Consider the following 25,225-nt stretch of genomic DNA (forward strand, 5'->3'; position numbering starts at 1 on the left):
TTTATGAAAATGGAAGACCGACTACACAGCCGTAGTCGGTCACATCCATCACTGTGCACAAGCTTTTTTACGTGCGTATTTAGAACTTGTCTGGTACTTGGCGGGTGCCCGCTACAATCTCATCGCTGATCGCTTTCACTTTATCCACCACTTCTTGACCAATAAAAGCGTTCAGAGGCGTTTTGCTTTCATGCGTTACATAGGTTACGCCTACGCCTTTTTCCTTCAAGCCATACGCAACCACACCTGGTTTGAACGTTCCTTCTACAAAGTTCTTCACCGTTTCATAAGCTGCCGCGTCGGTCCCTTTCAATTGGGACAGAACAATATGCTCTGGATCAATCGTCGTACGGTCAACGTCCTGACCTGCTGTGAAGAAGCCTTTTTCCTTCGCCGCTTCGAAAACGCCGAGGTCGCCTACTGCTGCTGCACCGTTAATGAAGTCAGCGCCTTTGGAAGCCTGGAGCAAAGCCAATTCCTTCGCTTTTGCCGGGTCAGTGAAGCTTCCTACATAGTTGACCATCAGCTCTGCATTTGGATTCGTCGCTTTCAAGCCCTCTTCGAAGCCAACTGTCCATTTTTTCAACTGCGGAATATCAAGAGCGACAACCATACCGACTTTGTTCGTTTTCGTTGCCAGACCTGCTGCTGCTCCCACCAGGTAAGCCGCTTCCTGTTCGCGGAAGGTAACACTGCGAACGTTTGGCAAATCGACGACGGTATCAATAATCGCAAAATTGCGGTCAGGATTTTCGGTAGCTACTTTCTTCAATGCATCCTCTGCTGTAAAGGAAGAAGTGATGATCAAATCATAATTTTCTGCAACAGCCACGCGCAGATTCTCTTCAATCGCTCCATGGTCCGTAGATTCAATCGTTTTTACTTCTGCGCCCAGCTCTTGCGCGGCTTTCTTCGCACCTTCATCCATTTGTTGGAAGAATGGATTCACACCGATTTTCTCGGGCAAAATCAAGGCAATTCGCTTTTTACCCGCGCCCTCTTGTCCTGTTGCTTGTCCTCCTGGCTGATCTGCAGGTGCATTTGTGCCAGTCGAGCACCCTGTTGCCAATACTGCGAATGTCGTTAATGCCAGCAATAACTTCTTCATGATGTATCTCTCCCCATCCGAACTTTGCGTTTTTCTTTATCCTATTAGGTAATGTACGGCTTTTTACCCATTTTTTCAATACTATTTACGAATATTCTCTTATAAAATTAATTTATCGTTCGTTTATTCCTCCCTTCCCTTTACAAATACAACAAAAAAACTCTTCCCGGAGGAAGAGTTTGCGTACGAAGCCGTTCTCTTCCTCATCTGTCAAAACCATGGTACAGGTTTTGCAGGAATTGGCACCTTTCTGTTCATGTATACACATGTCCAGTGGTTGCCGGGCATCATCGGGCCAGTCCCTCCGCCGCTCTTGATAAGGTAGGTGAATATATATAGTTACAATGGAATTCATTCTAGCAGAATGGTTCAAAAAATCAATTCTTTTTTCTCAATTCCAAATACTTCTATAAGTGAACCGAAGTTGAAGTTTAAAAAGTCGTCTTTTCAGCACCGAGAAATTGGCGAGAACCTGAAGAAGGAGGAGCGGAGTGTAGGAGACCTACATGAGCACCGGACTTCGAAGGTGAACGTCAATTTCGATGCCGAATCAGCTTTCAGAACTACTTCGTGATCAAAATACGACTTTTTAAACAACCTTTAATTAATTTACATGGAAGGTTTGCTGGAGACGATGAGACAACGTATTCAGCTCGCCCAGCTCTTCCGTAATCTCACGCACTTTTTGATGCTGGTTTTCGGCTGTCGCAAACAGCTCTTCTAAGTTGGCAACTGATTCCTCGGTTACAGCTGTAATAGTCGACATCTCGATGGCAACCTCTCCGGAGCGCACTTTTACCCGGTCCATGCTGGAGCTTACTTGATCAGCCGCTTCCAAGAACGCCATCATCCCAGCGCGTACCGCTTCGATTGACGCCACTGTTTTCACTGCCAACTCTCGGCCTTTTGCAACAGAATTCTCGCCATTGCTCATATGCTGAACCGCATTTTCGCTTTCCTGGTGCAGAGACTTGAGAATGTCGGTAATTTCCTGCGTAGCTGTCGCGCTTTGTTCTGCCAGCTTGCGTACCTCATCCGCTACAACAGCAAATCCTCTACCATGCTCGCCTGCACGCGCCGATTCAATCGCCGCATTCAGTGCCAAGAGATTCGTTTGTGTCGCGATCTGATTAATAGCGCCGACAATTTCCTCTACGCGATTCGCCTGCCGATTGAGCTGATGAATCGTAGAAGCTGCTACATTGACTGCTTGCACAATTTGCTCCATCTGCGAGGACAGCTCGTTCATCATCTGAACGCTATCTGCCAGACGACGGTTGTTTTGTTGCGATTCTGTTTTCATTGCGTTGGTCTGTGTTGTGACCTCTTCGATTTCCTGATCGATGGATTGAACCTCTTCTTCGATCTTCACCGTAGAATTCGCCTGCGATTCCATACCTGTGGCGACTTCCTTGAAGGCTACCATCATTTCATCTGTATTGCGCTTCGTACCTTCCGCATGCTCATGCACATGATCGCTTGTACGATCCAACTGCTCCGTCATTTGCTGGATGTTCAGAAGCATTTCTCCCAGACGGCGCTCCTTCTCTTCCGCTTCCTGCCTTGCGTCATGAGCTTTTCGCAAGGAGGCTTGTCCGGCGAGACATAGATACGTGACGGCTCCCATCATCATGAGAATCGTGACAATACGCATAAGCAAATTGAGCTCCGTAAAATCACCTTCGAAAATCTCGTAGGTTCCTGTGTAGAACCCGATAACCGTGACAATGATTTGGGTAATTCCAGCTGTTACGACTAGCTTCCAATCCAAATAGGCTGCCAAAAAGCCCATGACGATAAAGGCGAGGAAGGTAACCTCCTGGTAATCGGTAAAGTGATCGAATGAAATCGCATAAAACATGAGTCCAATTGCTACCAGATAACGAATCACATGACTATCTTTGCGAATGAAATAATACGGCGAAACAATTAGAGTGACTAGCAATCCCAAGGACGTCACTTTCCAGAAGTTCACATCCACTTGGTAGGCAATGAGTCCCGCCATCCATAAATGATTCCATAGGATGAAAATCATAAAACCTTCTTTGTCAGTCAAGGTATTGCGAATCAATTGAATCATAATTGCCCCCCTTTTCCCTATTACTTATGTATCGGATTCTTTCCCCATTATATAGCCAAACCTTTGCCAAATTTGTGAAAAAAGTAAGAACAGCCAAAAACAATTTCGAATAGGCTATTACACAACTCACACGTACAGGAGGCAAACGGAGAAAAGTGGAACTCAATCAATTGCCAGCTACCGTGCTGACGCGGACGATTAGCCGTCCGAACACCACGATCTACTATCCGCAATTGGCAGGCCTAGCCAATGTGCAAGCGGAAAAAGATATCAACCGGGCGATTTATCAAACGGTTCAAGGCTTAATTCACGAGCAGCAACGGGTCCAAGTACCGGGAAATACACAAATGCAAGGAAGCTACGAAATAAAGACAAACGAACGCGGCATTTTCAGTGTCGTGTTGAGCAATTACGCCTACACACCGCAAATGGCTCACGGCATGACCTTCCTCGGGTCGATCACGGCAGATATCCAAACAGGCAAGCTGTATACGCTGCGTGAATTATTCAAGCCAGGAAGCGATTACGTCAAGGTGATTTCCGAAAACATCAAGCGTCAAATCAAAGAAAGAAGCATCCCCACACTAAACGGTTTTACCTCGATTAAGCCCGATCAGGATTATTACCTCGCTGACAAAGCACTGGTCATCTACTTCCAGTTGTACGAAATTACGCCTTACTACGTCGGTTTCCCCATGTTCCCCATTTCGGTCTATGAGCTGGAGCCGCTCATCAATGAAAAAGGGCCGCTCGCCATCTTGTCCGCGGATTAATGCATCACCGTATTCTATAGCCAGGTGAGAGTCTTTTTCCATGACACTTGCCTGGTTCTATTTGTGTCAGAAAATCCATTATTTCACCATCGAATAAACGTTTACTTATATGTCCAGAACTGCTAGTATGTTATTGTACATATTTACTTAAGCAATAAAGTGTACGATATATCGGACCAGCTTTCCTGGAGGTATATATTCATGCAATATTATGGTCATCGAATTAGCCAAACCGCAAGAATATTCAGTAAATCTTTGAATGGGACTATGGCTCCCATGGGATTATACAGCTCGCAATGGGGTATTATCCTTTGCTTGCATTATCGTGAATCGCTCACCCAAGTTCAATTGAGCAACTACCTGAATGTAGAAGCGCCGACGATTACCCGGACACTCACCCGATTGGAAGAGATGGGCTGGATTATTCGCTCAGAGGGTGATGACAAGCGTGAGCGCTATGTGTCCTTGTCCCCGCAAGCAATCGCACGGTTCCCGGAATGGCTGGAGGCAGCCAAAGAGCAAGAGGAGCTGGCACTCCGTGGCCTTGACGAAGCAGAACTCGCTATCTTCAACCGCGTCTTGAAGAAAATGAACGATAATATGCAACCGTCGTAACACGTAAAAAAATGACTTCGCCCAAAAGCAGTTTGGAGAAGTCATTTTTTGTTAGCCATTTTTCCTTGTACTATGGATGATGGTGTTGAGCTCTTGTTCCAATTGAATCAGTTCAAGCTGTATCTGTTGCTTTTGCAATTGTTTTTTCTGTTGCAGCACTTGTTTTTTCAACTCATTTGATTCTTTGTCATTTGCTACGTTCGTTGTAGAAGTATCCTGATCCGGTTCCACCTGTCCAGTCGTGCCTATAGCCGATAGGAAGGCAGCCAGAACAGCGATCCACCCGCCTACCGCTGCCAGCTCATTCGCCAGATTTTTGTCAATCATCCTTCTTCCCTCCATTTTTGGATGGCTTCTCCTGCAAATTCTTCTTTATATCTTGCATACTGTCTCGTAATTGAGCAATTTGCTGTTCAATTCGTTTGAATTGCCTATCTTCATCGTCGTCATTGCCATTCTTATTCTTCCCATTGACTTGCTTGTTTAATTGAATGAGCGGCTGCACTGACTTCTCATTGTTGCAGGCAGGCTTTTGACTTAATCTGGTTGTTTTATCAATGGCCAGTATGACAAAGCCAATCGAAATAATCCAAAGTGCTATTACAGCGGTATCGTCATCCTCACAAAAAAACATAGATACCTCCCTGCCAACAAAAGGTCGTGGTTTGATTATTGGCCCTTCTATACAATACGCTTCTGCCTAATTCCTCGTGACATCGGGACGATTACTTTCCTGATGATGTTCTGTCATGAAAAAAAGCTCCCCACCAAGCACAAGCGTGCCCGGCAAGAAGCCTATTTGCTTTTGATCGTATTCTTTATTGCATGCGTTTCGTGATATTGCGAGACATCCAGACCCCAGCAGCTCCGGCCTGTGCCAGACCACGCGTTATTCCGGCACCATCCCCGCCACAAAACAATCCCTTGATCTCTGTTTCGAATTCCTCCGTCAGTTTCGGACGTGCCGAGTAGAACTTCGCTTCCACTCCATAGAACAAAGTGTGCTCGGAAGCGATTCCCGGCGTTACCTTGTCCAGTGCTTCCACCATCTCAATCAGACTTTTCATCGTATTGTAGGGCAACACGAGTCCCAAGTCACCCGGCACCGCTTCCTTCAGAGTAGGCTCCAGGAAACCTTCTTTAATACGCGACTCCGTGGAACGTCGACCGCGCAAAATATCACCGTACTTTTGCACGATAACCCCACCGTTTGAAAGGTCGTTCGCCCGCTTGCAAATTTCTCTCGCGTACTCATTCGGCTTGTCAAATGGCTCTGTAAACGTATGGGATACCAAGAGCGCAAAGTTCGTATTCATCGAGCCCAGCGCCGGGTCTTTGTAAGAGTGCCCGTTTGCCGCCATGACCCCACTGTGGTTTTCCACAACCACGTGACCGGATGGATTGCTGCAAAACGTCCGTACACGCGTTCCGACAGATGTATTGAAAATGAATTTTCCTTCGTACAGGTGTTCATTGATTTCGCGCATGACGACATCGGACGTCTCTACACGTACGCCTACGTCGACTTGATTGTTGTACATTTTCAGGCGGCGTTTTTTCAAGATATCCGTCAACCATGCAGAGCCGTCGCGGCCTGGACCGATTACCACGTAATCACTTTCGTACGCTTGGCCGTTTTTCAAAACGACACCTTTTACCTGATGGCCTTCTTCTCCTTTTACCGTAATGATGTCCTCCACCTCTGTCTTGAACATCATGTCGATGTGCTTCTTCAAATGCTCGAAGATCGACTGGAGAATCTCCAGGTTTTGCTCCGTTCCCAAGTGACGTACCTGCGCTCGCAACAGCTTGAGTCCAGCTGCATAGCCGCGCTGCTCAATGCTCTTGATCGTCTCTGTAGTCGGGTCCGTAATCGATTGGGTTGCCCCGTGCTCCAAATTGATTTCATCCACGTATTTGATCAGCTCGAGTACAGTGGAAGGGCTGAGATAGTCTGTCATCCAACCGCCAAATTCGGTGGTGATGTTAAATTTTCCATCGCTATAAGCGCCTGCTCCACCAAAACCACTAGTAATCGAACAGGCCGGCAAACAGCCTGCGAATTCTTTTTTTCCTGCTGGCGGCGGGCAGAGCTTGATCTTTTCCTCCAAGATCGGACAGCGTCTGCTATAGATGTCATGCCCTTTATCAATCAACAGCACCTTGGTATTCGGTGCTTTTCTCATTACCTCGTAGCATGTAAATATCCCTGCTGGTCCTGCTCCTACAACGATTACGTCATACTTATTCATTTCGTTCCCTCCCCCGAAAAAATGAAAAAAATTCCCGGCCGACGAATAGGGTATACCAAATCTGCCCTATTCGTAGCCGGGAATTTACGGTTCCCTGTAGAGACCCTCAAACCATATTTCTGAGGATATACGAATACAAATAACTATTTCATTCGTCAAGCCTGCGTTGTTCTTCACAACAATATGTATAGTAGCTTATAAGCTGAATCAAGTCAACTGCAATCAGCCTATTTATTCGTCTTTTAAAGATTATTTTAATGTTAACACGCCTTTACAATCGATAAACACACCAAAACACGAACATTAAAACGCGAACATTCGCTTTTTCTGTACACGACGCTCATCTGCTCAGGAAGGAATCAGTCACAAACAGGTAGAATAGAAAGAATTTTATGAAATATTTTCCGTATATTATATCTCTTAAAAAGGATGAGGCATGTACATGCGGGATTATCGCTATTATCAGTCTGCCTTTGCCGGTGTTCCAAAGCCGTTCGCTTTCGTCGACCTAGATCTCCTGGAGGAAAATGCGGAGCAAATCTGTTTGCAAAGCAATGGAAAACCCGTTCGAATCGCGAGCAAGTCGATCCGAAGCGTTGCCATTCTCAAACATGTACTACAGTTGGACGATTGCTTTCGTGGTCTCATGTGCTATTCCGCTCCTGAGGTGCTTCACCTGTGCGAGGCAGGCTTCGATGACCTGCTACTCGGCTATCCGCTCTGGGAAAAAAGCTGGCTTTTGTTAATCGCCTCTGAGATTAAAAACGGACGCTCCATTACTTTGATGATCGACTCTCTCCCTCATGTCGAACAGCTCGAACAAATCGCCCGGGAAACGGGAACCAGGCTACCTGTCTGTCTCGATATTGACATGTCATCTGATGTGTTTGGGCTGCATTTCGGCGTCTGGCGCTCCCCTCTTCGCTCTCTCGAGGCGTCCCTCTCCCTTGCCAAGCGCGTCGCTTCCTCCGATCATCTTTACCTAGATGGTGTCATGGGGTACGAAGCTCAGATTGCCGGGGTGGGTGATCGGTACCCTCGTCAATTCCTGAAAAACAGCATCATTCGTCTTCTCAAGCAGTATTCCGTGAAAGAAGTGGCACAGCGACGCGCCACACTGGTGCATGCCATTCGGGAGCTAGGCATTTCTCTTCGCTTCGTAAACGGTGGGGGAACGGGCAGCTTGCACTTGACCGGGAAAGAAGACGCCGTTACAGAGGTGACAGCAGGCTCCGGATTTTTTTCGCCTGGGCTGTTTGACTACTTTCAAGATTTTCGCTTTCATCCTGCTGCTGGATTTGCCCTGGAGATTATCCGCAAACCCACTCCGCATATTTACACCTGTGCGGGTGGTGGTTACATCGCCTCTGGTTCTGCGGGGCAGGACAGACTCCCCAAGCCTTACTTGCCAGCGAGAGCAAAGCTGTTCCGCAACGAAGGAGCAGGTGAGGTCCAGACACCGATCCACTATCAAGGCATGGAAACGCTCGAGTTGGGAGATCCGATCTTTTTTCGCCATGCGAAAGCAGGAGAGCTCTGCGAACGTTTTACCCGTCTGTATTGCATCTCTGGCGGAAAAATCATCGAGGAAGTGACCACCTATCGGGGGGATGGATTATGCTCACTGTAAGGAAGCACGCGAATCACTGGACCAATTGGACAGGAAATGTACAAAGTCAGCCGAAACAAATCGCGATGCCAGAGTCCGTCGATGAGGTCGTGCAGCTTGTCCTTGCTTGCAAGAAGGCAGGTACACGGATACGAGTCGTCGGCTCAGGTCATTCCTTCACGCGACTCGTTCAGACAGAAGACTGCTTGCTTTCCTTGAATCATCTCCAAGGAATCGTAAGTGTAGTAGACCCTGCCGATGATACCGTTGAAGTCTGGGCAGGCACCAAGCTCAAAACACTCGGACACCTCCTGCATCAAGCGGGATACTCTCAAGAAAACCTCGGAGACATTAACGCCCAGTCCATTGCAGGGGCCGTCAGCACCGGAACACATGGCACAGGCATTCATTTTGGCAGCATCTCCACGCAAGTCATTGGGCTGACAGTCGTGACCGCATCTGGGGAGGTTTTGGAAGTATCCGAGCACGCCCGGTCGGAGCTGTTCAAAGCCATACAGGTCTCTCTTGGTCTCTTGGGCATCATTGTACGCGTCAAGCTGCGTGTCCTCCCAGCCTATCGCCTGCGCTACCAAAGTCGTCGTATGCCACTAGAGGAGTGCCTGTCTTCTCTGGAGACGTTTAAAACCGAGCATCGGCATTTCGAATTTTTTATCTTCCCATATTCGGACACCGTTCAAGTGAAATTCATGAACGAGACCAGCGATCCCCCCAGCGGCAATCAACGTTGGAGCTATTTGAAGAAAATGGTGGTGGAGAATGGGCTGTTTTGGCTCTTATCGGAGAGCTGCCGATTGCGCCCTTCTCTCTCCAAAAGCGTCAGTAGACTGTCCGCCCAAAGCGTTCCCTCTGTCCATGAGAGCGGCTACAGTCATCAGCTTTTCGCCACCCCGCGCCTTGTTCGTTTTTACGAAATGGAATACTGCTTACCCGCTGAAAATATGGGCGATGCCATACTAGAGCTGCGTCAGGCGATTGAGCAGGAGGGCTTTGCCGTTCATTTTCCACTGGAATGCCGATACGTCAAAAAGGACGACATCTGGCTCAGTCCCGCTTACGAACGGGATAGTGCCTTCATTGCCGTCCATATGTACAAGGGCATGCCTTACGAAGCGTACTTTGCCCGGATGGAGGAGATTTTCGCCCGATATGGCGGACGTCCACACTGGGGGAAAATGCACAGCATGACCACCGAGAAGCTTCATCAGGTTTATCCGCGCTTGCCCGATTTCCTCGCCATTCGCTCTGAGCTCGACCCTGACGGCTTGTTCGTGAACCCGTATTTGGCCGATCTGTTCGGCATCTCCTGAAGATAATCATTACACCACAAAAATGCCCCGACCACATCATCATGGCCGGGGCATTTTTGTATCGATCATGAAGGCTTAGCCTTGCGTTGGGAGATTCGGTTTATGCACCTTTTTGCGTCCATACCGCACATAATAGAACGTATAGAATAGCACCAACGCACCGATTCCGTAGAAGAGTCCAATACGTTGTGTCGGGTCAAACGCCGGGAAGATGAGAATGAATGTGCAAATAGCCAGACACAGGATCGGCATCACCGGGTAAAACGGTGCTACGAACTGCAAATCTTCTATTTTTCCACCCTCGCGCAAGTATTGACGGCGGAAATTGAATTGAGAGAGAGCAATCCCCATCCACGTGAAGGTAACCGCAATACCGGATACAGACATGAGCAGCACGTATACCGTATCTGCTGCAACTACACTGGTTAACAGAGACAGAAGCGAGAACGCCAACGTCGCCAAGAGCGCGTTCAAGGGCACTTTACGCTTGGTCAATTTTCCAAAAGCAGGATGCGCCATATTGCTATGGGAAAGTGACCACAACAAGCGAGTTGCTGCGTACAAGCATGAGTTGCCGACAGACAACAGAGCCGTCAAAATGACGAAGTTCATGATATCCGCTGCAAAAGGAATCCCCACTGAATCAAACACTGTCACAAACGGGCTTTCCAAGAGTCCCAGCTCACTCGATGGAAAGAGTGCGGACAAGATCGTGACCGACGCCACATAGAACACGAGAATACGAAACACAACGTTGCGAATCGCCCGCGGAATGGTCTTCTGAGGGTTTTCTGCTTCCCCCGCTGCAATTCCGATCAGTTCAGAGCCTTGATAAGAGAATACGACGTTCATCATCGTCACAAAGACGATCATAATGCCAAACGGGAATAGTCCCCCATCTGCCGAGAAGTTGGAGAGAAACGGAGCAGGTCTTCCTTCCATACTGACAATACCGAATATAGCACCTAGTCCGACAATAATAAAAATAAGGACAGCTAATACTTTAATTCCGGCAAACCAGTATTCGGTTTCCGCAAACCCTTTTGTCGTCAGCGCATTGAAAGCAAAGAGCAAAACGATAAAGAGCGCGCACCAAATCCAGATCGGCGTATCCGGGAACCATCGTTGCATGACCATGCCCGCTGCAGTGAACTCTACCCCGGCCGTTGTAGCTGACCCTAACCAATACATCCATCCCAGCGTAAACCCGCTCGCCGGGCCAATATACTTGCTGGCGTATGTTTGGAAAGAGCCTGTTACTGGCATTTTTACAGAAAGCTCACCCAGACACGTCATGACCAGATACAGCAAAATCCCGCCGACGATATAAGCGACAAGCGCTCCGCCAGGTCCAGCCTGATTGATCGTAAAGCCAGCATTGAGGAAGAGCCCTGTTCCGATCACGCCACCTAACGACAGCATAAACAAGTGGCGACTTTTCATGGAGCGTTGTAGCTCTGTATCTCTTTCATTCCCAGTGTTCATATGATTCCTCTCTTTCACCAGCTTTTTAAGAGGCCTATCAGGGGTCGAGAAACAAAGAGAGAACTGCCTGCGTTAGAAGCGCAGGGACAGGCAGCTCAATCCTCCGTCTTGTTTACGGAATTCAGACATATCCAGCTCAATCACATGATAACCAGCGTCCGTGATTTGCTTTTTCGTGCTCTCAAAGCCTTTTGGAATAATGACGTAGTCGTTGATATGGATGCAGTTCGCGGAGTATTCTACTTCTTTTTCCACGATCAGATGCTTGTATTTGCTAAATACCTCAGAATCGATGAACTCCCCTGCCAGGACAAGCAGGTCATTGCCAAGGTAGGCGATTCCTGTTTTCAGGTGGAAAAATTCTTTCAGTGGAACAATGATGACTTCATATCCGTATTTGGAGAGAATCTCGCGGAACTGGATAGCTCCTTCTTCATTCGTACGGGTAGAGAGACCGACATAGAAATGGTTGTCTACCTGCATGACGTCTCCGCCATCGAGGAAGCCAGGGGACTGAATATATTCAATCGTGTCATAGAAACGAGGAAGCACCAATTTCATATCCTCAATTTCACCATTGCGGCTTTCTGCACCGGGATTGGTGATGACGGCGCACTTTTCCGTGAGGACCGCTGTATCTTCGACAAATGTAGAATCCGGAAAACGCTCGTCCGCTTCCAGAACGGTTACATCCAGACCTGTCTGTTTCAGCGCTTCTACGTAAGCGGCATGCTGCTTGAGAGCAAGTTCAAAATCGGGTGTACCCAAATCAGAAGTCGTCAAACCATTTACATAACTGTTTCCCGGTTTTCTTACAATCGCACGTGAAAATTTCATGATGATAGATCTCCCTTCTATTTTCGAATCTTGCTTTTGACAGTAGGCGACGAGAAACGAGCATGTAAACGCTTCCGCATCTGCTACTTTTGCATGTTCATCGCCACCATGTTGCATTCATTCTCCTCTGAGTAATCACTCAGAAATATTCCGCATTGTGGAATTGCTTCTGCAATACAAAATTACACTCTTAATGTAAAATAGTTTCAAATTTTTTGTCAACAATTTTTATCTAGTCTAAATTATATTGATTCGGCTGAAAAATTCTGATAGATTGAGGTCATATTAGGCTGGCGTGACATTCGATGAGCAGTCACTATGCAACAAGGCCAGGAGGTAACCTACGTTGGTACAATCGATTGACCGGGCAATGAGCATCATCTCCGTCCTGGTATCAGATCCAAACAAGCAGCATTGGTCCATCTCGGAAATTGCTGAACAAACGAACCTGCCACTAAGTACGGTCCACCGTTTAATAAGCAGCCTCATCAAGCATGGACTCATCCTCCAGGTTCCTGAGAGCAAACAGTACAAGGTCGGCTATCTATGGATGGAAATCGGGCTGCGCATCCTGGACAAGATGGATATGCGCGCAGTCGCCCGAACTGTCATGGAACAATTGGCAACAGATGTACGAGAAACGGTCTATTTGAACATTCCGCAAGGCTCTCATGCCATCGTACTCGAACGAGTGGAAGGTCCAATGTCTGTCAGAAGCATGGATAATCTGGGCGAGCGTATTCCGCTACATATCGGTGCGGCAAACAAAACGATTCTCGCCAGCATGAATCCGACCGAAGCAGAGCAAATCGTGATCGGTTTAATCCCGGATACAGAAAAACGTCGCGAGCTGTTGGAACGACTGCCAGAAATCAGACAAAACGGCTATGCAGTCAGCTACAGTGAGAAAACCGAGGGCACCGCATCCATTGCCGCTCCTATCTTCGGCGTTAACCAAAAAGTCATAGGCGCTTTGAGTATCGGCGTTCCAAGCTATCGGATCAATGATAAACTCTTGTCCTCACTGATTGAGCAAGCACAACAAAGTGCCAAAGAAATTTCTCACAAAATCGGTGCCTTACCTTAATTTTTTTGCCCACTAACCGGAAACAGTTTTCACTATACGGAAAACGGAGGCGTTTTTAATGCAAAAATGGCAAACAAAGGAGCAACTCGTTGATCTATTGTGCAATTTGGTAAGCATCCCAAGCATTACAGGGTCATCTGCCGAGAAGGATTTGCCTGGCTACGTCGTGGATCAGCTGCGTACCCTGCCTTATTATCAAGCCAATCCTGATCATGTGCGTGCGAATCCAACTGGAGATGGGCGCCATTTTGTCACCGCTTTGGTTAAAAAGGAAGGCGTACGGGACACCGTCATTCTCGTCAGCCATTTTGATGTAGTCGATGTCGAGGATTACGGCGCCTGGATGAAGCATGCTTTTGATCCGAAGACCCTCACTCCTCTATTCCAGCAAAACCAAACAGATATGCCAGCTGATGTTCAACAGGATATCCGCACTGGAAACTGGCTGTTTGGCCGTGGAACCATGGATATGAAGTGCGGACTGACTCTGCACATGTCGATGATTGAGCAAGCGATTGCCGGAGAGTTCGACGGCAACATTTTGCTTCTGACCGTCCCTGACGAAGAGGTGAATTCTGTCGGAATGCGAGCAGCAGTCCCAGCGCTGTTGAAAATCGCCGAAGAGTTCGACCTGAGCTACACCACCGTACTCAACTCCGAGCCGATGTTTACCCGCTATCCAGGGGATACGAATACGTACTTGTACACTGGCTCCATCGGAAAAGTGCTGCCAGGCTTCCTCTGCTACGGCAAAGAAACACATGTCGGCGAGCCTTTTGCTGGCTTAAACGGCAATTACATGGCCTCTCAAATGACATGTGAGCTGGAGCTGAACACTTCCTTTTGCGAGGTCGTAGAAGGGGAAGCCTCTCCTCCGCCGACGAACCTGATTCAAAAGGATCTGAAAAAAGAGTACTCTGTGCAAATTCCGCACCGCGCTGTGACGCTGTTCAACCTGTTCCTGCTGGAGAAGCAAATGGAGGATGTCGTAGAGCCTCTGCTTGAAGCAGCACGAAATGTCGCAGAGAGTATGAAGCAAAACTACCTGAAGCAAGCGAGCCAGTTTGCCAACTTCGCGCCGTTCAGCCCGCGGGATCTGTCCATTTCCGTCATGACTTACGAAGAGCTATATGCCTACGCGAAGAAAACGTACGGGGAAGAAAAGCTGCGCCAGCTGGAAGCAGATGTTATCGCCAACCGCGGCAACAAGGACGACCGCGACACCACGATCGAGCTGGTGGATCAATTAGCGATTCTTTGCAAAGAGCTGTCGCCGATGATGATCTTGTTCTTTGCTCCGCCGTTTTACCCGGCAGTCAGCTCGCGCAATCATCCTCTGATTCAACAAACAATGGAAGAGATGAAAGCATACGCAAGAGATCAGCACCAGGTCAATTTGGTCAAACAAAACTACTTTGGCGGTATCTCTGACTTAAGCTACGTCGGACTCCAATATCCGGCGGCATCCATGAAGCCATTGGTAGCGAACATGCCTTTATGGGACAACGGCTACTCCATTCCGCTTCAGGAGCTCGAAGCTTTTGATGTACCTGTCATGAACCTCGGTCCAGTCGGACGTGACGCTCATCAGTGGACGGAGCGTCTGGACGTCGACTATGCATTCGATACGTTAAAAGACATGCTTCCTCGTTGCATCCAGTCTCTCTTGCAAAATGGGAAAGTATTGAAGTAATAGAAAAAGGGGAAAGGTTCCTGTACCGATAGATTACTGTCGCGCGGGAGCCTTTTTTCTTATAATGAAGAAAAGCAATCTCACGGGAGGGTTACGCATGGAATTTCAAGCGAAAGAAAATGGCTTTATCACTCAACTGTCCTACGGTGAGCTACACGTATCGGGTGATGAACAATATGGCTTTCGTCCCTACCAGCTATTGGTCTCTTCCATCGCTGTTTGCAGTGGCGGCGTTTTGCGAAAAGTATTGGACAAAATGAGAATGCCGTGCACAGACATGAAGGTAACGGCAGATGTTCAGCGCAATGAGGCAGAAGCAAATCGTGTTGAAAAAATTCACCTGCACTTCATCATTACGGGAGAAAACATGAAAGCAGAAAAAGTGCAAAAAGCCATTGAAGCCGCGAGCAAAAACTGCCCGATGGTCCAATCCGTCAAGGGAAGCATCGTCGTAACCGAGTCCTTCGAATTGGTATCTTAATGGAAATGTGAGGTAATCATGCGCGACAATCGTGCTGCACATACAAGTACGTCTCTACCGCCAACTTCTTTGTTTCTTCTAAAAGACATACAGCAGATCACCTTGTCCCAAGCAGAAGAATGGCTATTTTCAGGGGAATCTACCCATGCCATACTCATCGTGACAAAAGGAACAGGTCGCATACTGGACGAATCGGATCAAGCCAACTTGCCAGAGGGAGGTGTTCTCATCATTCCACGAGAATCTTCCAGACAAGTACGGGCTGATACAGAAGATCCACTCCGCTTCCTTGTGTTCTATTTTGACTTACTGCAACAACAAGATGCGCTCACCAATGCCTATATCCCGAATCGTTCCTGGCAGCTTGACCAAAACCAAAATGTCTTCAGCCAGATCGACAACTGCACGGAGCTTGCCCTCACTTTGTACGCCCACCAGCAAGCCAGTGAGCCGTTGGAAGTGTTTCAAAATCAGATTCGCTTCCAGCAATTGCTGCATCTGATATGGAGCTATGCAGAGCGACAAGCTGCTGTAGAGACGTCCACAGTCATTGATCAGACCATTTCCTACATCCATGCGAATTATGCGGAGTCCATCTCCTTGGATGATTTGGCGAATCGAGCTGGCCTGACCCCTCGGTATTACACCGAGCTCTTCAAAAAAAAGGTCGGAAAAAGCCCGATTGATTACTTGACAAGCTGTCGGATGGAGCATGCGAAGACACTTCTGCGAGAATCGAATAAACGCTTGCGTGAGGTGGCACGCCTCGTCGGATATGCAGATGAGTTTTACTTCAGCAGACGTTTCAAGCAACAGATTGGGGTATCACCCACCGTCTTTGTCCGCATGAACCAGAAGCAATTGGCTCCCGTCACCTTCCACTATGCCGAGTATTTATTGGCTCTCGGAATCAGACCGATTGGCGCTCCAGAAGAGCAAGTCTTATATTTACGCGAGCAATTACGCATGAAAGAAGCAGATGAAATCGTTAGCTTGCCCGAGAACACACCGGACTTGATCAAGCCATTGCAACCGACGTTTATTTTGACGGAATCGACAGGAGATTGCGCTGCTTTCTCCAAAATCACCCCTACCTTAGCACTCCCCTGGCTTGCGCATGATGTATTCGGTCATTTGAACATGCTGGCCGATATGTTTGATAGGAAGGATCAGGCACACTCGTGGCTCAAGCAGCATGAACAGAAGGTTGTAAAGGCGAAGCAATCCATCGACGCTCATATTCAGAAGGACGAAACATTCTTGATCCTCAATGTGCGTCCAACGAGCCTATTGGCATACGGCGCCAGAAACATCGGGCATGTTCTGTACAAATCTTTGAAGCTGACGCCGCCCAAAATGATTCAAGAGGAGCTGCAACGGAACCCAAATTTTTGGGCGACCCAAATCAACGAGGCTCAATTGAGTCAGTATGCCGCCGATTGGCTGTTTGTCCACATTTTTGATGATGATCTCTCACGGGCACATTTCAAAAAGCTGATGGAACAGGATCTATGGCAACAGATTCCGGCTGTGCAAAAAGGCCAGGTAGCCGTACTCAACCCGATCTGGTTTTCGTACGACCCCCTCTCCCTCGACGTTCAACTGGAAGAGGCTGTCCATATTTTGACTCAATCAACCACCGCCACATTGTCCAAGGAAAAACGGAATATTCTCCATGGATAATAAGAGCAGGTTCAGGGTAAGATGATCCTTGTTGTTGAGAATCATTTTCAACCTTGGAGGATATACGAATGAAACCATTACGCATACATGCTTGGCTTCCCGGATTCATGATTCTTTCCTTGCTCTTGCTCACTGCATGCGGTCAGACTGCCAGCCCTAATCCATCGGCACCTGCGCAAGAGAACAAAGGTAGCGAAACACGCGTATTGAAGCACGCGAAAGGCGAATCCACCATTCCTTTGAAACCAAAACGTGTCGTAGCCCTGCAATATGTGGGCTCTATGCTTGCTCTAGGTGTGAAGCCAATCGGAGCATTGAAGGGACACATGGAAGGTGCCGACATGGCTCCGTTGGTCAGTGGCATCGAACTCGTGGGAGATTATGATGCCTACAATCTGGAGAAAATCCTTGAATTGCAGCCTGACTTGATCCTGACAGGCTCCGATGACGAACAACAAGTATATGAGAAGCTGACGAAAATCGCCCCCGTTGTTGCAATCGATTTTGATCAACACGATGTCTTTGGTCATGTACAGAAGGTAGCGGAAGCACTAGGCATGGAGAAAGAAGGAAAGGCTTGGGAGGAAAAGTACAAAGCAAAGGTGGAAGAAGCTCGCAAGCTCGTACAAGCCAAGGTCGGAAAAAACGAAACCGTCGCAGCTATGAACGTCCGTGCGAAAACAATCAAAATGTACGGCGCTCGTAATATGGGGCATGTTTTGTACAACGATCTACAGTTGACTCCACCTGCACTTATCAAGACTGAGATTGAAAAAGACCCGCTGTTCTGGTCAAAAGACCTGTCCATGGAGCTCTTGCCAGAATATGCGGCCGACCATATTTTCCTGATGCTGTTCCCAGGGGAAGATGCCACCCAATATCTAAAAGAAATCGAACAAAGCAGCTTGTGGAAAAACTTGCCTGCCATTAAAAATAACCATGTGTATGTTGTCAACGTGGACAGATGGCTAGGATACGACGCCATTCTGATTGAAAAGCAGCTGGATGAAGCTGTGCAGTATTTGACTGGGACAAAGAAATAATAAGCAAGACCTATGAAGGGCATTCTGGTTTGAGTCCACATAGTGGAGGAGAAGAAAAAGCACAGTTCTCTTCGACTCTGACACGCCTGCAAGGGGGATTGACTGTCCGTCTCCACTTCCAAAAGGGGACCGTCGAGCCAAAGCCACCCTACGGGCGGAAGTTTCTCAAGGAAGAAGTGTTCGACAAGCGGGTCCCCTTTTGGAAGTTCCGACTGGGTAGGCGCTGTCAAGGTCTACGAGCCCTGCGCTTTTTCTTCTCGCCAGCTTTATTGGCTCATCGATACCTTTTAAAACTTAGGATGATCATAACCTCTTAACTAAAGTATAAAAACAGCCCGGCAGCTTAGTGCGCCGGCCTGTTTGTCATTAGTTGCTGACAGGCTGTTGCTGTGGAACCTTCACTCGGTTCTTTTTGCCTTCTGGAATGAGGACATTCAAAAGAACTGTTGCCAACGCCCCTACTGTAATCCCTGAAGATAAAATGTAGTTCACGAAATCAGGTACTCCTGTGAGCGCATCTTTTGGCAAGACTGTTACCGCCATCGTCAAGAGGATCGGCAAACCAATGACCATCATCGTCCGATCATCAATCGTTATGTTTTGAATGACTTTGATTCCGTTTGCCACAATCGCTACACACACGATCCCAAAAATTCCGTTGATGACTGGCTCCGGAATACAGGTAATCGCCGCCGACAGCTTTGGCACCAACCCAAGGGCAATCAAGATCAACCCTCCAGACATAATCGCCATCCGGCTTCCTACTCCTGTCACCGCGATCAACCCTGCATTGGAGGAATATCCAGTCGTAGGTGTACCTCCGAACAATGCGCCAATAAAGCATCCCAAGCCTTCACCGACAGCACCGCGATTCAGTCGCTCCTCCGTCAATTCACTGTTCGTTACCGTAGAGACCACGAACCAAGTCCCTGTTGTTTCAATCATGATAATCAAATAAACAAATAGCATCGTCAAAACAGCACTGAGATCAAATACAGGGGCCCCATACGGAAACAGCTGCGGCAAGGACAGCCATGACGCTTGTCCAACCGGACTAAAATCTACCGTTCCAAAAAAAGCAGCCGTTACCGTTCCGACGAAAATCGCAATCAGGACCGATACAAGTCTAAAAAACGCACCCGCTACCTTTGCTCTTGTGCCAAGCAGCATACAGATGACAAGCACACCAGCAGAAACGGCGGCAATCAAAATGTTCGTCCAAATATTTCCCGGGGAGTGATAAATGTTCCCCATCCCTGTTGGCATCAAAGCAATACCCACGATGATGATCACCGTACCGCCTACGAGTGGTGGAATGAATTTGCGAACCGCTTTGGCAAACCACTTCAATGGATAACCCATCAGGGCCACAAACAGAGCTCCAGGGATCATGCTGCCAATCATCGCACCCATGCCCAGCTTACTGCCGATTGCAGCCAGCGCACCGATTGGTACATAGGAAGGGCCTTGTACGACAGGCAAACGCAATCCAAATCCGGTCTGGATTAACGTCCCGATACCCGTCGCGAGAAAACACATTTGAATAAAGAAAGAAGTGCTTGAAGCGTCCATGGTCAGCAGCCCAGCAATAATAATAGGAGCAATGTACAAGTCCATAGCCAACACGTGCTGCAAACCAAGTAAAAATGCCTTGCCCACACTGATTTTGTCATCGACGCCCACAACAAGCTGATTGCTTTCTCGATGTTGTTCCACTTTCAAAAGGCCTCCCTAGTGGTATTTTAGCTAATCACGAACGATATAAGTGGGATTATAACGGATAATTACGGTATTAGGCAACTATTTACGTAATAAATAGGTAGTTTCACTTAATAATGTTCGTGTTTTCTGTTGACTTCCCTTCTAATCACCCGCTACAATGGGTGAATAACCGAAGTATCGACAAAGGAGTGTCTCATCAATGATCGTGCAAGATACCGTGCTACGTAATGAGTGGATCGTCGCCTGTCGTTCGGTGGATGTGCAAGACCGCCCGATCCAGGTCACCATTATGGGCGAGCGGGTCGTCCTCTTCCGAAACGAAGAAGGAATCCATGCGTTTAAAGACCTCTGTATTCACAGAGGCGCTGCCCTGTCTCTGGGCTGTGTCCGAGAAGGAAAGCTGGTCTGTCCGTATCACGGATGGGAATATGAAGCATCCGGAGCCTGTGTAAAAATTCCTCAGCTGCCTGCCGATCAAGCGATTCCCGGCAAGGCGCGCGCTATTTTATACGGCTGTGCAGAGCGTTATGGATTCGTGTGGGTGAATCTCGCCAACCAATCTCCAGAGTTTTTTGCACTGCCGGAATTTGAGGATGAACGTTTTCGAAATGTCATTTGGGGGCCACAAACCGTGATGGCCAAGCCTCCACGCGTCGTAGAGAACTTTTTGGATGTAGGCCATCTGGCTGTCGTTCATGAGGGTTATTTGGGTGTCGAAACACACATGGAAATCGGGGACTACCGCGTTCACCGCGACGAGAACGGTGTCATTCGCACAGATGAGATCAAGATTTTTCAGCCTGACCCAGACGGTACTGGTCAAGCAAAGCACGTCTATTACACCTACGAAATCCTCCGTCCACTCACGGTTAAATTTACGAAACGCGATGCAGAAAACGGCAATCTGATGTCTATTTTGCTTACTGTGATGCCGCTGGATGAAGCGCGAAGCGTAGCTTATGGCGTACTTTCTTTTAATTATGAGACGAACCTTTCCGATGAGGAAATCATTAGCTTCCAAAACCTCATCTTCGCACAAGATAAACCGATCGTGGAAAATCAAAAGCCTGAGGACCTGCCACTCGATTTGCAAGTAGAGCTGTCCTTAAAATGCGACCGTGCGAGCATCGCTTACCGTCAATACTTGACGGAGATGGGTGTTACGTTCGGAACCGCATAAAGTATAAACAGAAAGGACCTGCCAGCCCGTGTTTGTTCACATAGGCTAACAGGTCCTCTTTTGCTTTCCAGTCCCATCTTTATAAAAGCGGAGACAACAGGCGTGTCAACGATTCCAGCAAGCGCAAACGCAGTGGTCGGTTCACATACTCTCCCAATGTCATTTCCCGGCAATCAGCCAGATCGGAGACAAACAGTTCCTCCAGCTCCTCTGCCATTTGCGAATCGTACATAAATGCATTCGTCTCGAAATTCAGCTTGAAGCTGCGAATATCGACATTGGCCGTTCCCACAGACGACAGCTGGGTATCGACCACGATTGTTTTGGCGTGCATAAAGCCTTTTTCGTAGAGGAAACAGCGCACACCGCTCTTTAACAAATCACCGAGATAAGAATGAGTCGCCCAGAACACCATCAAATGATCAGGTTTTCCCGGGACCATCACCCGCACATCCACGCCGGACATCGCCGCCATTTTCAGTGCCGTCAGCATACTCTCATCGGGAACAAAATAGGGCGTCTGCAAGTAGATCTTCTTCCGTGCCTTGTAAATCATCTTCAAAAAGGCATGTTTAATTTGCTCTTTTTCCGAGTTTGGCCCGCTCGATACGATCTGAACGCCAATCGTGCCCTCGGCCTCTTGAATCTCCGGAAAATACGCGAGTGACTCATGCATTCTTTTCGGTGCGGACAAATTCCAGTCCAGGAAAAAGCGTGCTTGCAGCATGTACACCGCTCTTCCCTCTATCAGCAAATGGGTGTCACGCCAATACCCCAGCTTCTTATCTTTGCCCAAGTATTCATCCCCGATGTTGAAGCCTCCGATATAGCCAATCTTGCCATCAATAATCGTCAGCTTGCGATGATTCCTGAAGTTGACCCGAAAATTAAGGAACGGAATCTTCGCCGGGAAAAAGGAGGCGACTTCTCCCCCTGCTTCTACCAGTGGGCGCAGGAAACGGGACGAGACACCAGAAGAACCTACCGCATCATAGAGCAATCGAACCTCGACGCCCTCCTGTGCCTTCTTCGTCAACAGTTGAATGAGCTGTTTCCCTAAATCATCGTCATTCAAAATATAGTAGAGCAAATGTATATGCTCGCGTGCTTCTTCCATCTGTTTGAACATGAGGTTGAACAGACTATGGCCTTCTCTAAAAACCTGAATGGTATTATCCTGCGTATAATACGCTCCATCACTGACCACGTTCATGAAAATCATGTCGCGGTGTCTCTCCATCTCAGGGTCGTTCACCTGTAGTTCACCATGGGCAAGCAACTGCTTTTGTCTATCGACCGCAGCCCGAAAATGGGAAAATTCCCCTTCCTTGAGCCGATACAGCTTTTTCTTGCTTAGCTTATGTCCAAAAATCAGGTAAACGATAAACCCGATGCCCGGCAAAAACAGCAAAACCATCAACCAGGCCCAGGTTGCCGCAATGTTTCGCCTCTCCATGAAAATAAGAACGGCAGCCAAGATCAGGTTACCTATTGTTATAATCGCAAATATTTTTTCAAACATTGCCATCACACCACATCCACCTCTAGGATAACTCCCATCTTACAGCATTTCGTTTCGGGATTCATCCTTCCTATCCATCTAGTTTGTCCTATGTTGCCAATAGCTTTCCGCTTTTCATGATACATTTGTCGTCCAAATATACATCCGGCTCTTTGACAACCAGATCAATATGTACACCCGCGACAATCGTCCCGCCAAAAGTATTGTTGCTGCCAAAGGCTACGTGGATCGTTCCGTACACCTTTTCGTCCTCTAAAACAACTCCCGTGATACGTGCCTTGTCATTCGTTCCGATTCCGAATTCACCCAGCATCCGCCCGTCTTGGTCACCGAGCATTTGCAGGAGGCGTTCAGCCGCCGTTCCTTCTGCCTCTGTGATTCGGCCATTTTGGACCGTCAGTAGCAAGGGCGAATCGATTTTCCCGATACCAGCGATAGAACCATCGACCAGGATCTGTCCCTCTGCTGTCCCTTCCAGTGGGGCGATATACGCTTCCCCGGAAGGCAAGTTGCCCGATTCACCAGGATTGACGTACATACCTGTACTCGGCACCCCTTTGCGATCTGCGATAGAAAACGTCAGTGACTTGCCCGCTTTTTCGATCCGCACGGTACTTGCCCGGGTTAGCATCTCGGTCACACGCTCGGTGAGAGCCTTTACTTGTGTATAGTCGGCAGAAATTGCTCCAGCTAGGAACATATCTTCCGTAATGGCTGGCATGGTAGCCAGTCTCGTACCATTTGCTGCTGCTTCTTTTCGTGCTTTTGTATGCGTCAAAGAGTGCTGGGTCACACATACCACCACATCTGCACTCTTCATCGCCGCTGCAACAGCAGCAGGGGGCTCTTGACCGGACTTTTCCCGCTCCTTCATGACCATCAGCATCGCTTCTGCCCCTAGCTGTTTCCCTGCTTCCCAGAGCGCCTCACCAATGTCCCGCTTCCGCTCGTCGGCCACCACCAAAAATGTCTCATTCGCTTGCAATGCCAAGCAATTCATCAAAATGGCTTTGCTGGATTCTATCAACGTCATGTAAGAATCATCCCTTTTCATCTATCTTATGGTTAGATTATATCCACTTTTTTCTTGCAAACCCTTTTGTCTTCGCTAAATAGATCGTTAGTCCTGCCCTTATGATGTTTATCGGAATCTTCTTGCTTTTGCTGTAAGATTTAGTATGATTAGAATACAAATGAAAACGCTTAAGACAATGAGGTCTTCTACCCGCGCTTTGCAAAAGGCGTGGGGAAGGCCTTTTTCTTTTTAAAGGAAATGACAGCGTTTTCATTTAGAGGGTTCGAGAAAAAGAAGAAGGGGATGACAACAATGTCACACAGAAAAGCACAACACAAAACATGGTGGCTGACCATGCTGATGATCGTCGCTCTACTCGCGATGCAGATGCCAGCTCTGGCCAAAGACACCAGCGTGCAGATGCTCGACAAGGGGAAATGGGCACCTGCTACTTATCAAGCCGTCCATGAATTGATTGAGAAAAACGGCATCAAGAGCGCTACCTATGATGCCAAGAAAAAGCCGTATGCCGTTTTTGACTGGGACAATACGAGCATCATGCATGACACAGAAGAAGCGCTGTTTGTCTATCAGATCAACCATCTGGCTTACAAGCTCACACCAGAAGAATTCGGGAAGGTCATCCGCACGAATGTACCAGAGGGACCGTTTTCCGATTCGTATAAAAATGTCGACGGCAAGCCTGTCACACTCGATGCCATCGCGACTGATCTCGTAGCTGACTACACGTACTTATATCAAAATTATCAAGGTCTCAAAGGAACAAAGTCGCTGGAAGAAGTGACAGCAACAGAGCAATTCGCAGATTTCAAAGCTAAGCTATTTTTCCTGTATGAAGCGATCAATGATACACACAGCAACTCGATTGGCTATCCGTGGGTGCTCTACCTCTTCACGAACATGACCGTTGAAGAAGTACAACAATTGGCAGAGGCATCCAATGATCTCAGCCTGGGCATGTCGATTCAAAAAGTAACCTGGACGAGCCCGAAATCGTTGGCAGGCAAAACTGGCGTGGTTAAAGCCTCTCACACAACAGGCTTGCGCCTCACCTCAGAAGTAGCAAACCTGATGAACACGCTTCGCGCCAATGGCATCGACGTGTATGTCGTGTCAGCCTCCTTGGAGGATGTTGTTCGTGTCTTTGCCACTCTCCCGAAATATGGCTACAATCTCCCAGCGGAGAACATCATCGGCATGCGTCTGAAAACAGAAAACGGACGGATCACGAATGTGTACCAGCCTGACTACCCGATTACGGTCAGCCACGGCAAGACTGTAGTGATCCAGGATGTATTGGTGAAAAAGTATGGTCATGGCCCAATCTTTATCGCGGGCGATAGCAACGGTGATTTCGAAATGATGACGGAGTTGGACAGCGTGCAACTCGTGCTCGTCGTGAACCGCGTCAAGGGCGGCAAAATTGGGCAGCAAATTACCAAAGGTGCAGAACAAATGGGCAAAGGCAATCCTACGGTAGTCCTGCAAGGACGTGACGAGAACACAGGCATGTGGATTCCGAATGAAGCGACGATCCGACTTGGGCAGAAAGAGCCGCAGTTAGTCGCGAAATAACGTAGAAAAACCGCCCTTGTACTTGAACTGCACCCCAATTGTTAGACACAACTAACGATTGGAGGTGCAGTTTTTTCTATGACTAAATTTTCTACAGACGATAAACTATCAGCGGT

21 protein-coding genes and 2 riboswitches are annotated in these 25,225 nt (G+C 48.0%); of the genes, 11 read left to right on the plus strand and 10 right to left on the minus strand.

Going from position 1 to position 25,225, the window contains the following annotated elements:
- Positions 1-79: 79 nt before the first annotated feature.
- A complete protein-coding gene (locus tag ACFYU8_RS16945) occupies positions 80-1,108 on the minus strand; it encodes a BMP family lipoprotein (RefSeq protein WP_390300987.1) in 1,029 nt (342 codons plus the stop codon).
- A 200-nt stretch (positions 1,109-1,308) separates the two neighbouring features.
- Positions 1,309-1,431: riboswitch (SAM riboswitch) on the minus strand.
- Between the two features lie 281 nt (positions 1,432-1,712).
- Positions 1,713-3,188 (minus strand): methyl-accepting chemotaxis protein, encoded by a 1,476-nt coding sequence (locus ACFYU8_RS16950; RefSeq protein WP_390300989.1) that lies wholly within the window; start codon positions 3,186-3,188, stop codon positions 1,713-1,715.
- 155 nt (positions 3,189-3,343) lie between these two features.
- Between ACFYU8_RS16950 and ACFYU8_RS16955 the strand changes: the two genes are divergently transcribed.
- Positions 3,344-3,961, plus strand: coding sequence for a DUF3298 and DUF4163 domain-containing protein (locus ACFYU8_RS16955; RefSeq protein WP_390300991.1), 618 nt, complete (start codon positions 3,344-3,346; stop codon positions 3,959-3,961).
- A gap of 201 nt (positions 3,962-4,162) precedes the next feature.
- Positions 4,163-4,576 (plus strand): MarR family winged helix-turn-helix transcriptional regulator, encoded by a 414-nt coding sequence (locus tag ACFYU8_RS16960; RefSeq protein ID WP_390300993.1) that lies wholly within the window; start codon positions 4,163-4,165, stop codon positions 4,574-4,576.
- Positions 4,577-4,627: 51 nt separating this feature from the next.
- Here the strand turns inward: ACFYU8_RS16960 and ACFYU8_RS16965 are convergent, their stop codons facing one another.
- From ACFYU8_RS16965 to ACFYU8_RS16975, 3 genes are all read right to left on the minus strand, one after another.
- Positions 4,628-4,903: a hypothetical protein gene (locus ACFYU8_RS16965; protein WP_173619803.1), complete on the minus strand. Its 276-nt coding sequence runs from the start codon at positions 4,901-4,903 to the stop codon at positions 4,628-4,630.
- A complete protein-coding gene (locus ACFYU8_RS16970) occupies positions 4,896-5,210 on the minus strand; it encodes a hypothetical protein (RefSeq protein WP_390300995.1) in 315 nt (104 codons plus the stop codon). Before ACFYU8_RS16970 ends, ACFYU8_RS16965 begins: the two co-directional genes overlap by 8 nt.
- A 184-nt stretch (positions 5,211-5,394) precedes the next feature.
- Positions 5,395-6,828, minus strand: a complete 1,434-nt coding sequence (locus ACFYU8_RS16975; protein ID WP_390300997.1) for an NAD(P)/FAD-dependent oxidoreductase — start codon at positions 6,826-6,828, stop codon at positions 5,395-5,397.
- A gap of 53 nt (positions 6,829-6,881) precedes the next feature.
- A riboswitch (purine riboswitch) is annotated at positions 6,882-6,981 on the minus strand.
- 289 nt (positions 6,982-7,270) lie between these two features.
- Between ACFYU8_RS16975 and ACFYU8_RS16980 the strand changes: the two genes are divergently transcribed.
- On the plus strand, positions 7,271-8,458 hold the full coding sequence (locus ACFYU8_RS16980) for an amino acid deaminase/aldolase (protein ID WP_390300999.1): 1,188 nt from the start codon (positions 7,271-7,273) through the stop codon (positions 8,456-8,458).
- Positions 8,446-9,765, plus strand: a complete 1,320-nt coding sequence (locus ACFYU8_RS16985) for a D-arabinono-1,4-lactone oxidase (protein ID WP_390301001.1) — start codon at positions 8,446-8,448, stop codon at positions 9,763-9,765. Before ACFYU8_RS16980 ends, ACFYU8_RS16985 begins: the two co-directional genes overlap by 13 nt.
- A 75-nt stretch (positions 9,766-9,840) precedes the next feature.
- Here ACFYU8_RS16985 and ACFYU8_RS16990 read toward each other — a convergent pair whose 3' ends face one another.
- The gene (locus ACFYU8_RS16990) at positions 9,841-11,250 is read right to left on the minus strand and encodes an amino acid permease (RefSeq protein WP_390301003.1); all 1,410 of its coding nucleotides are present in this window, start codon (positions 11,248-11,250) and stop codon (positions 9,841-9,843) included.
- Positions 11,251-11,322: 72 nt separating this feature from the next.
- A complete protein-coding gene (locus ACFYU8_RS16995; protein ID WP_390301040.1) occupies positions 11,323-12,087 on the minus strand; it encodes a dimethylarginine dimethylaminohydrolase family protein in 765 nt (254 codons plus the stop codon).
- Between the two features lie 346 nt (positions 12,088-12,433).
- Between ACFYU8_RS16995 and ACFYU8_RS17000 the strand changes: the two genes are divergently transcribed.
- The 5 genes from ACFYU8_RS17000 to ACFYU8_RS17020 all read left to right on the plus strand — a co-directional run bounded on the left by ACFYU8_RS17000 (position 12,434) and on the right by ACFYU8_RS17020 (position 18,074).
- A complete protein-coding gene (locus ACFYU8_RS17000; RefSeq protein ID WP_390301005.1) occupies positions 12,434-13,174 on the plus strand; it encodes an IclR family transcriptional regulator in 741 nt (246 codons plus the stop codon).
- A gap of 58 nt (positions 13,175-13,232) precedes the next feature.
- On the plus strand, positions 13,233-14,867 hold the full coding sequence (locus ACFYU8_RS17005; RefSeq protein ID WP_390301007.1) for a M20/M25/M40 family metallo-hydrolase: 1,635 nt from the start codon (positions 13,233-13,235) through the stop codon (positions 14,865-14,867).
- A 97-nt stretch (positions 14,868-14,964) separates the two neighbouring features.
- Positions 14,965-15,348, plus strand: coding sequence for an OsmC family protein (locus ACFYU8_RS17010; protein WP_390301009.1), 384 nt, complete (start codon positions 14,965-14,967; stop codon positions 15,346-15,348).
- A gap of 18 nt (positions 15,349-15,366) precedes the next feature.
- A complete protein-coding gene (locus ACFYU8_RS17015) occupies positions 15,367-17,031 on the plus strand; it encodes a helix-turn-helix domain-containing protein (RefSeq protein ID WP_390301011.1) in 1,665 nt (554 codons plus the stop codon).
- 68 nt (positions 17,032-17,099) lie between these two features.
- Positions 17,100-18,074 carry an ABC transporter substrate-binding protein gene (locus tag ACFYU8_RS17020; RefSeq protein WP_390301013.1) on the plus strand — a complete coding sequence of 325 codons (975 nt, stop codon included), beginning with the start codon at positions 17,100-17,102 and terminating at the stop codon, positions 18,072-18,074.
- A 366-nt stretch (positions 18,075-18,440) separates the two neighbouring features.
- Here ACFYU8_RS17020 and ACFYU8_RS17025 read toward each other — a convergent pair whose 3' ends face one another.
- A complete protein-coding gene (locus ACFYU8_RS17025) occupies positions 18,441-19,790 on the minus strand; it encodes a nucleobase:cation symporter-2 family protein (protein ID WP_390301016.1) in 1,350 nt (449 codons plus the stop codon).
- Between the two features lie 205 nt (positions 19,791-19,995).
- On the opposite strand from ACFYU8_RS17025, the gene ACFYU8_RS17030 reads away from it, so the two are divergent.
- Complete coding sequence (locus ACFYU8_RS17030; RefSeq protein WP_390301019.1) at positions 19,996-20,976, plus strand: Rieske 2Fe-2S domain-containing protein; 981 nt, start codon at positions 19,996-19,998, stop codon at positions 20,974-20,976.
- 79 nt (positions 20,977-21,055) lie between these two features.
- On the opposite strand, the gene cls is transcribed toward ACFYU8_RS17030, so the two are convergent.
- Together cls and ACFYU8_RS17040 are read right to left on the minus strand one after the other, a co-directional pair.
- Complete coding sequence (gene cls / locus ACFYU8_RS17035) at positions 21,056-22,504, minus strand: cardiolipin synthase (protein ID WP_390301022.1); 1,449 nt, start codon at positions 22,502-22,504, stop codon at positions 21,056-21,058.
- A gap of 82 nt (positions 22,505-22,586) precedes the next feature.
- The gene (locus ACFYU8_RS17040) at positions 22,587-23,531 is read right to left on the minus strand and encodes an aminopeptidase (protein WP_390301025.1); all 945 of its coding nucleotides are present in this window, start codon (positions 23,529-23,531) and stop codon (positions 22,587-22,589) included.
- Between the two features lie 294 nt (positions 23,532-23,825).
- Between ACFYU8_RS17040 and ACFYU8_RS17045 the strand changes: the two genes are divergently transcribed.
- The gene (locus ACFYU8_RS17045) at positions 23,826-25,109 is read left to right on the plus strand and encodes a haloacid dehalogenase-like hydrolase (protein WP_390301028.1); all 1,284 of its coding nucleotides are present in this window, start codon (positions 23,826-23,828) and stop codon (positions 25,107-25,109) included.
- The last annotated feature ends 116 nt before the right edge of the window (positions 25,110-25,225 follow it).

Source organism: Brevibacillus sp. NPDC003359, from assembly GCF_042878995.1.
Lineage (GTDB): Bacteria > Bacillota > Bacilli > Brevibacillales > Brevibacillaceae > Brevibacillus.

Excerpts from the sequence above, each read along its gene's own strand:
- ACFYU8_RS16945 (WP_390300987.1), bottom strand. The coding sequence starts at position 1,108 with ATGAAGAAGTTATTGCTGGCATTAACGACATTCGCAGTATTGGCAACA.
- ACFYU8_RS16950 (WP_390300989.1), bottom strand. The coding sequence starts at position 3,188 with ATGATTCAATTGATTCGCAATACCTTGACTGACAAAGAAGGTTTTATG.
- ACFYU8_RS16960 (WP_390300993.1), top strand. The coding sequence starts at position 4,163 with ATGCAATATTATGGTCATCGAATTAGCCAAACCGCAAGAATATTCAGT.
- ACFYU8_RS16965 (WP_173619803.1), bottom strand. The coding sequence starts at position 4,903 with ATGATTGACAAAAATCTGGCGAATGAGCTGGCAGCGGTAGGCGGGTGG.
- ACFYU8_RS16970 (WP_390300995.1), bottom strand. The coding sequence starts at position 5,210 with ATGTTTTTTTGTGAGGATGACGATACCGCTGTAATAGCACTTTGGATT.
- ACFYU8_RS16975 (WP_390300997.1), bottom strand. The coding sequence starts at position 6,828 with ATGAATAAGTATGACGTAATCGTTGTAGGAGCAGGACCAGCAGGGATA.
- ACFYU8_RS16980 (WP_390300999.1), top strand. The coding sequence starts at position 7,271 with ATGCGGGATTATCGCTATTATCAGTCTGCCTTTGCCGGTGTTCCAAAG.
- ACFYU8_RS16985 (WP_390301001.1), top strand. The coding sequence starts at position 8,446 with ATGCTCACTGTAAGGAAGCACGCGAATCACTGGACCAATTGGACAGGA.
- ACFYU8_RS16990 (WP_390301003.1), bottom strand. The coding sequence starts at position 11,250 with ATGAACACTGGGAATGAAAGAGATACAGAGCTACAACGCTCCATGAAA.
- ACFYU8_RS16995 (WP_390301040.1), bottom strand. The coding sequence starts at position 12,087 with ATGAAATTTTCACGTGCGATTGTAAGAAAACCGGGAAACAGTTATGTA.
- ACFYU8_RS17005 (WP_390301007.1), top strand. The coding sequence starts at position 13,233 with ATGCAAAAATGGCAAACAAAGGAGCAACTCGTTGATCTATTGTGCAAT.
- ACFYU8_RS17010 (WP_390301009.1), top strand. The coding sequence starts at position 14,965 with ATGGAATTTCAAGCGAAAGAAAATGGCTTTATCACTCAACTGTCCTAC.
- ACFYU8_RS17015 (WP_390301011.1), top strand. The coding sequence starts at position 15,367 with ATGCGCGACAATCGTGCTGCACATACAAGTACGTCTCTACCGCCAACT.
- ACFYU8_RS17020 (WP_390301013.1), top strand. The coding sequence starts at position 17,100 with ATGAAACCATTACGCATACATGCTTGGCTTCCCGGATTCATGATTCTT.
- ACFYU8_RS17030 (WP_390301019.1), top strand. The coding sequence starts at position 19,996 with ATGATCGTGCAAGATACCGTGCTACGTAATGAGTGGATCGTCGCCTGT.
- cls (WP_390301022.1), bottom strand. The coding sequence starts at position 22,504 with ATGGCAATGTTTGAAAAAATATTTGCGATTATAACAATAGGTAACCTG.
- ACFYU8_RS17040 (WP_390301025.1), bottom strand. The coding sequence starts at position 23,531 with ATGACGTTGATAGAATCCAGCAAAGCCATTTTGATGAATTGCTTGGCA.
- ACFYU8_RS17045 (WP_390301028.1), top strand. The coding sequence starts at position 23,826 with ATGTCACACAGAAAAGCACAACACAAAACATGGTGGCTGACCATGCTG.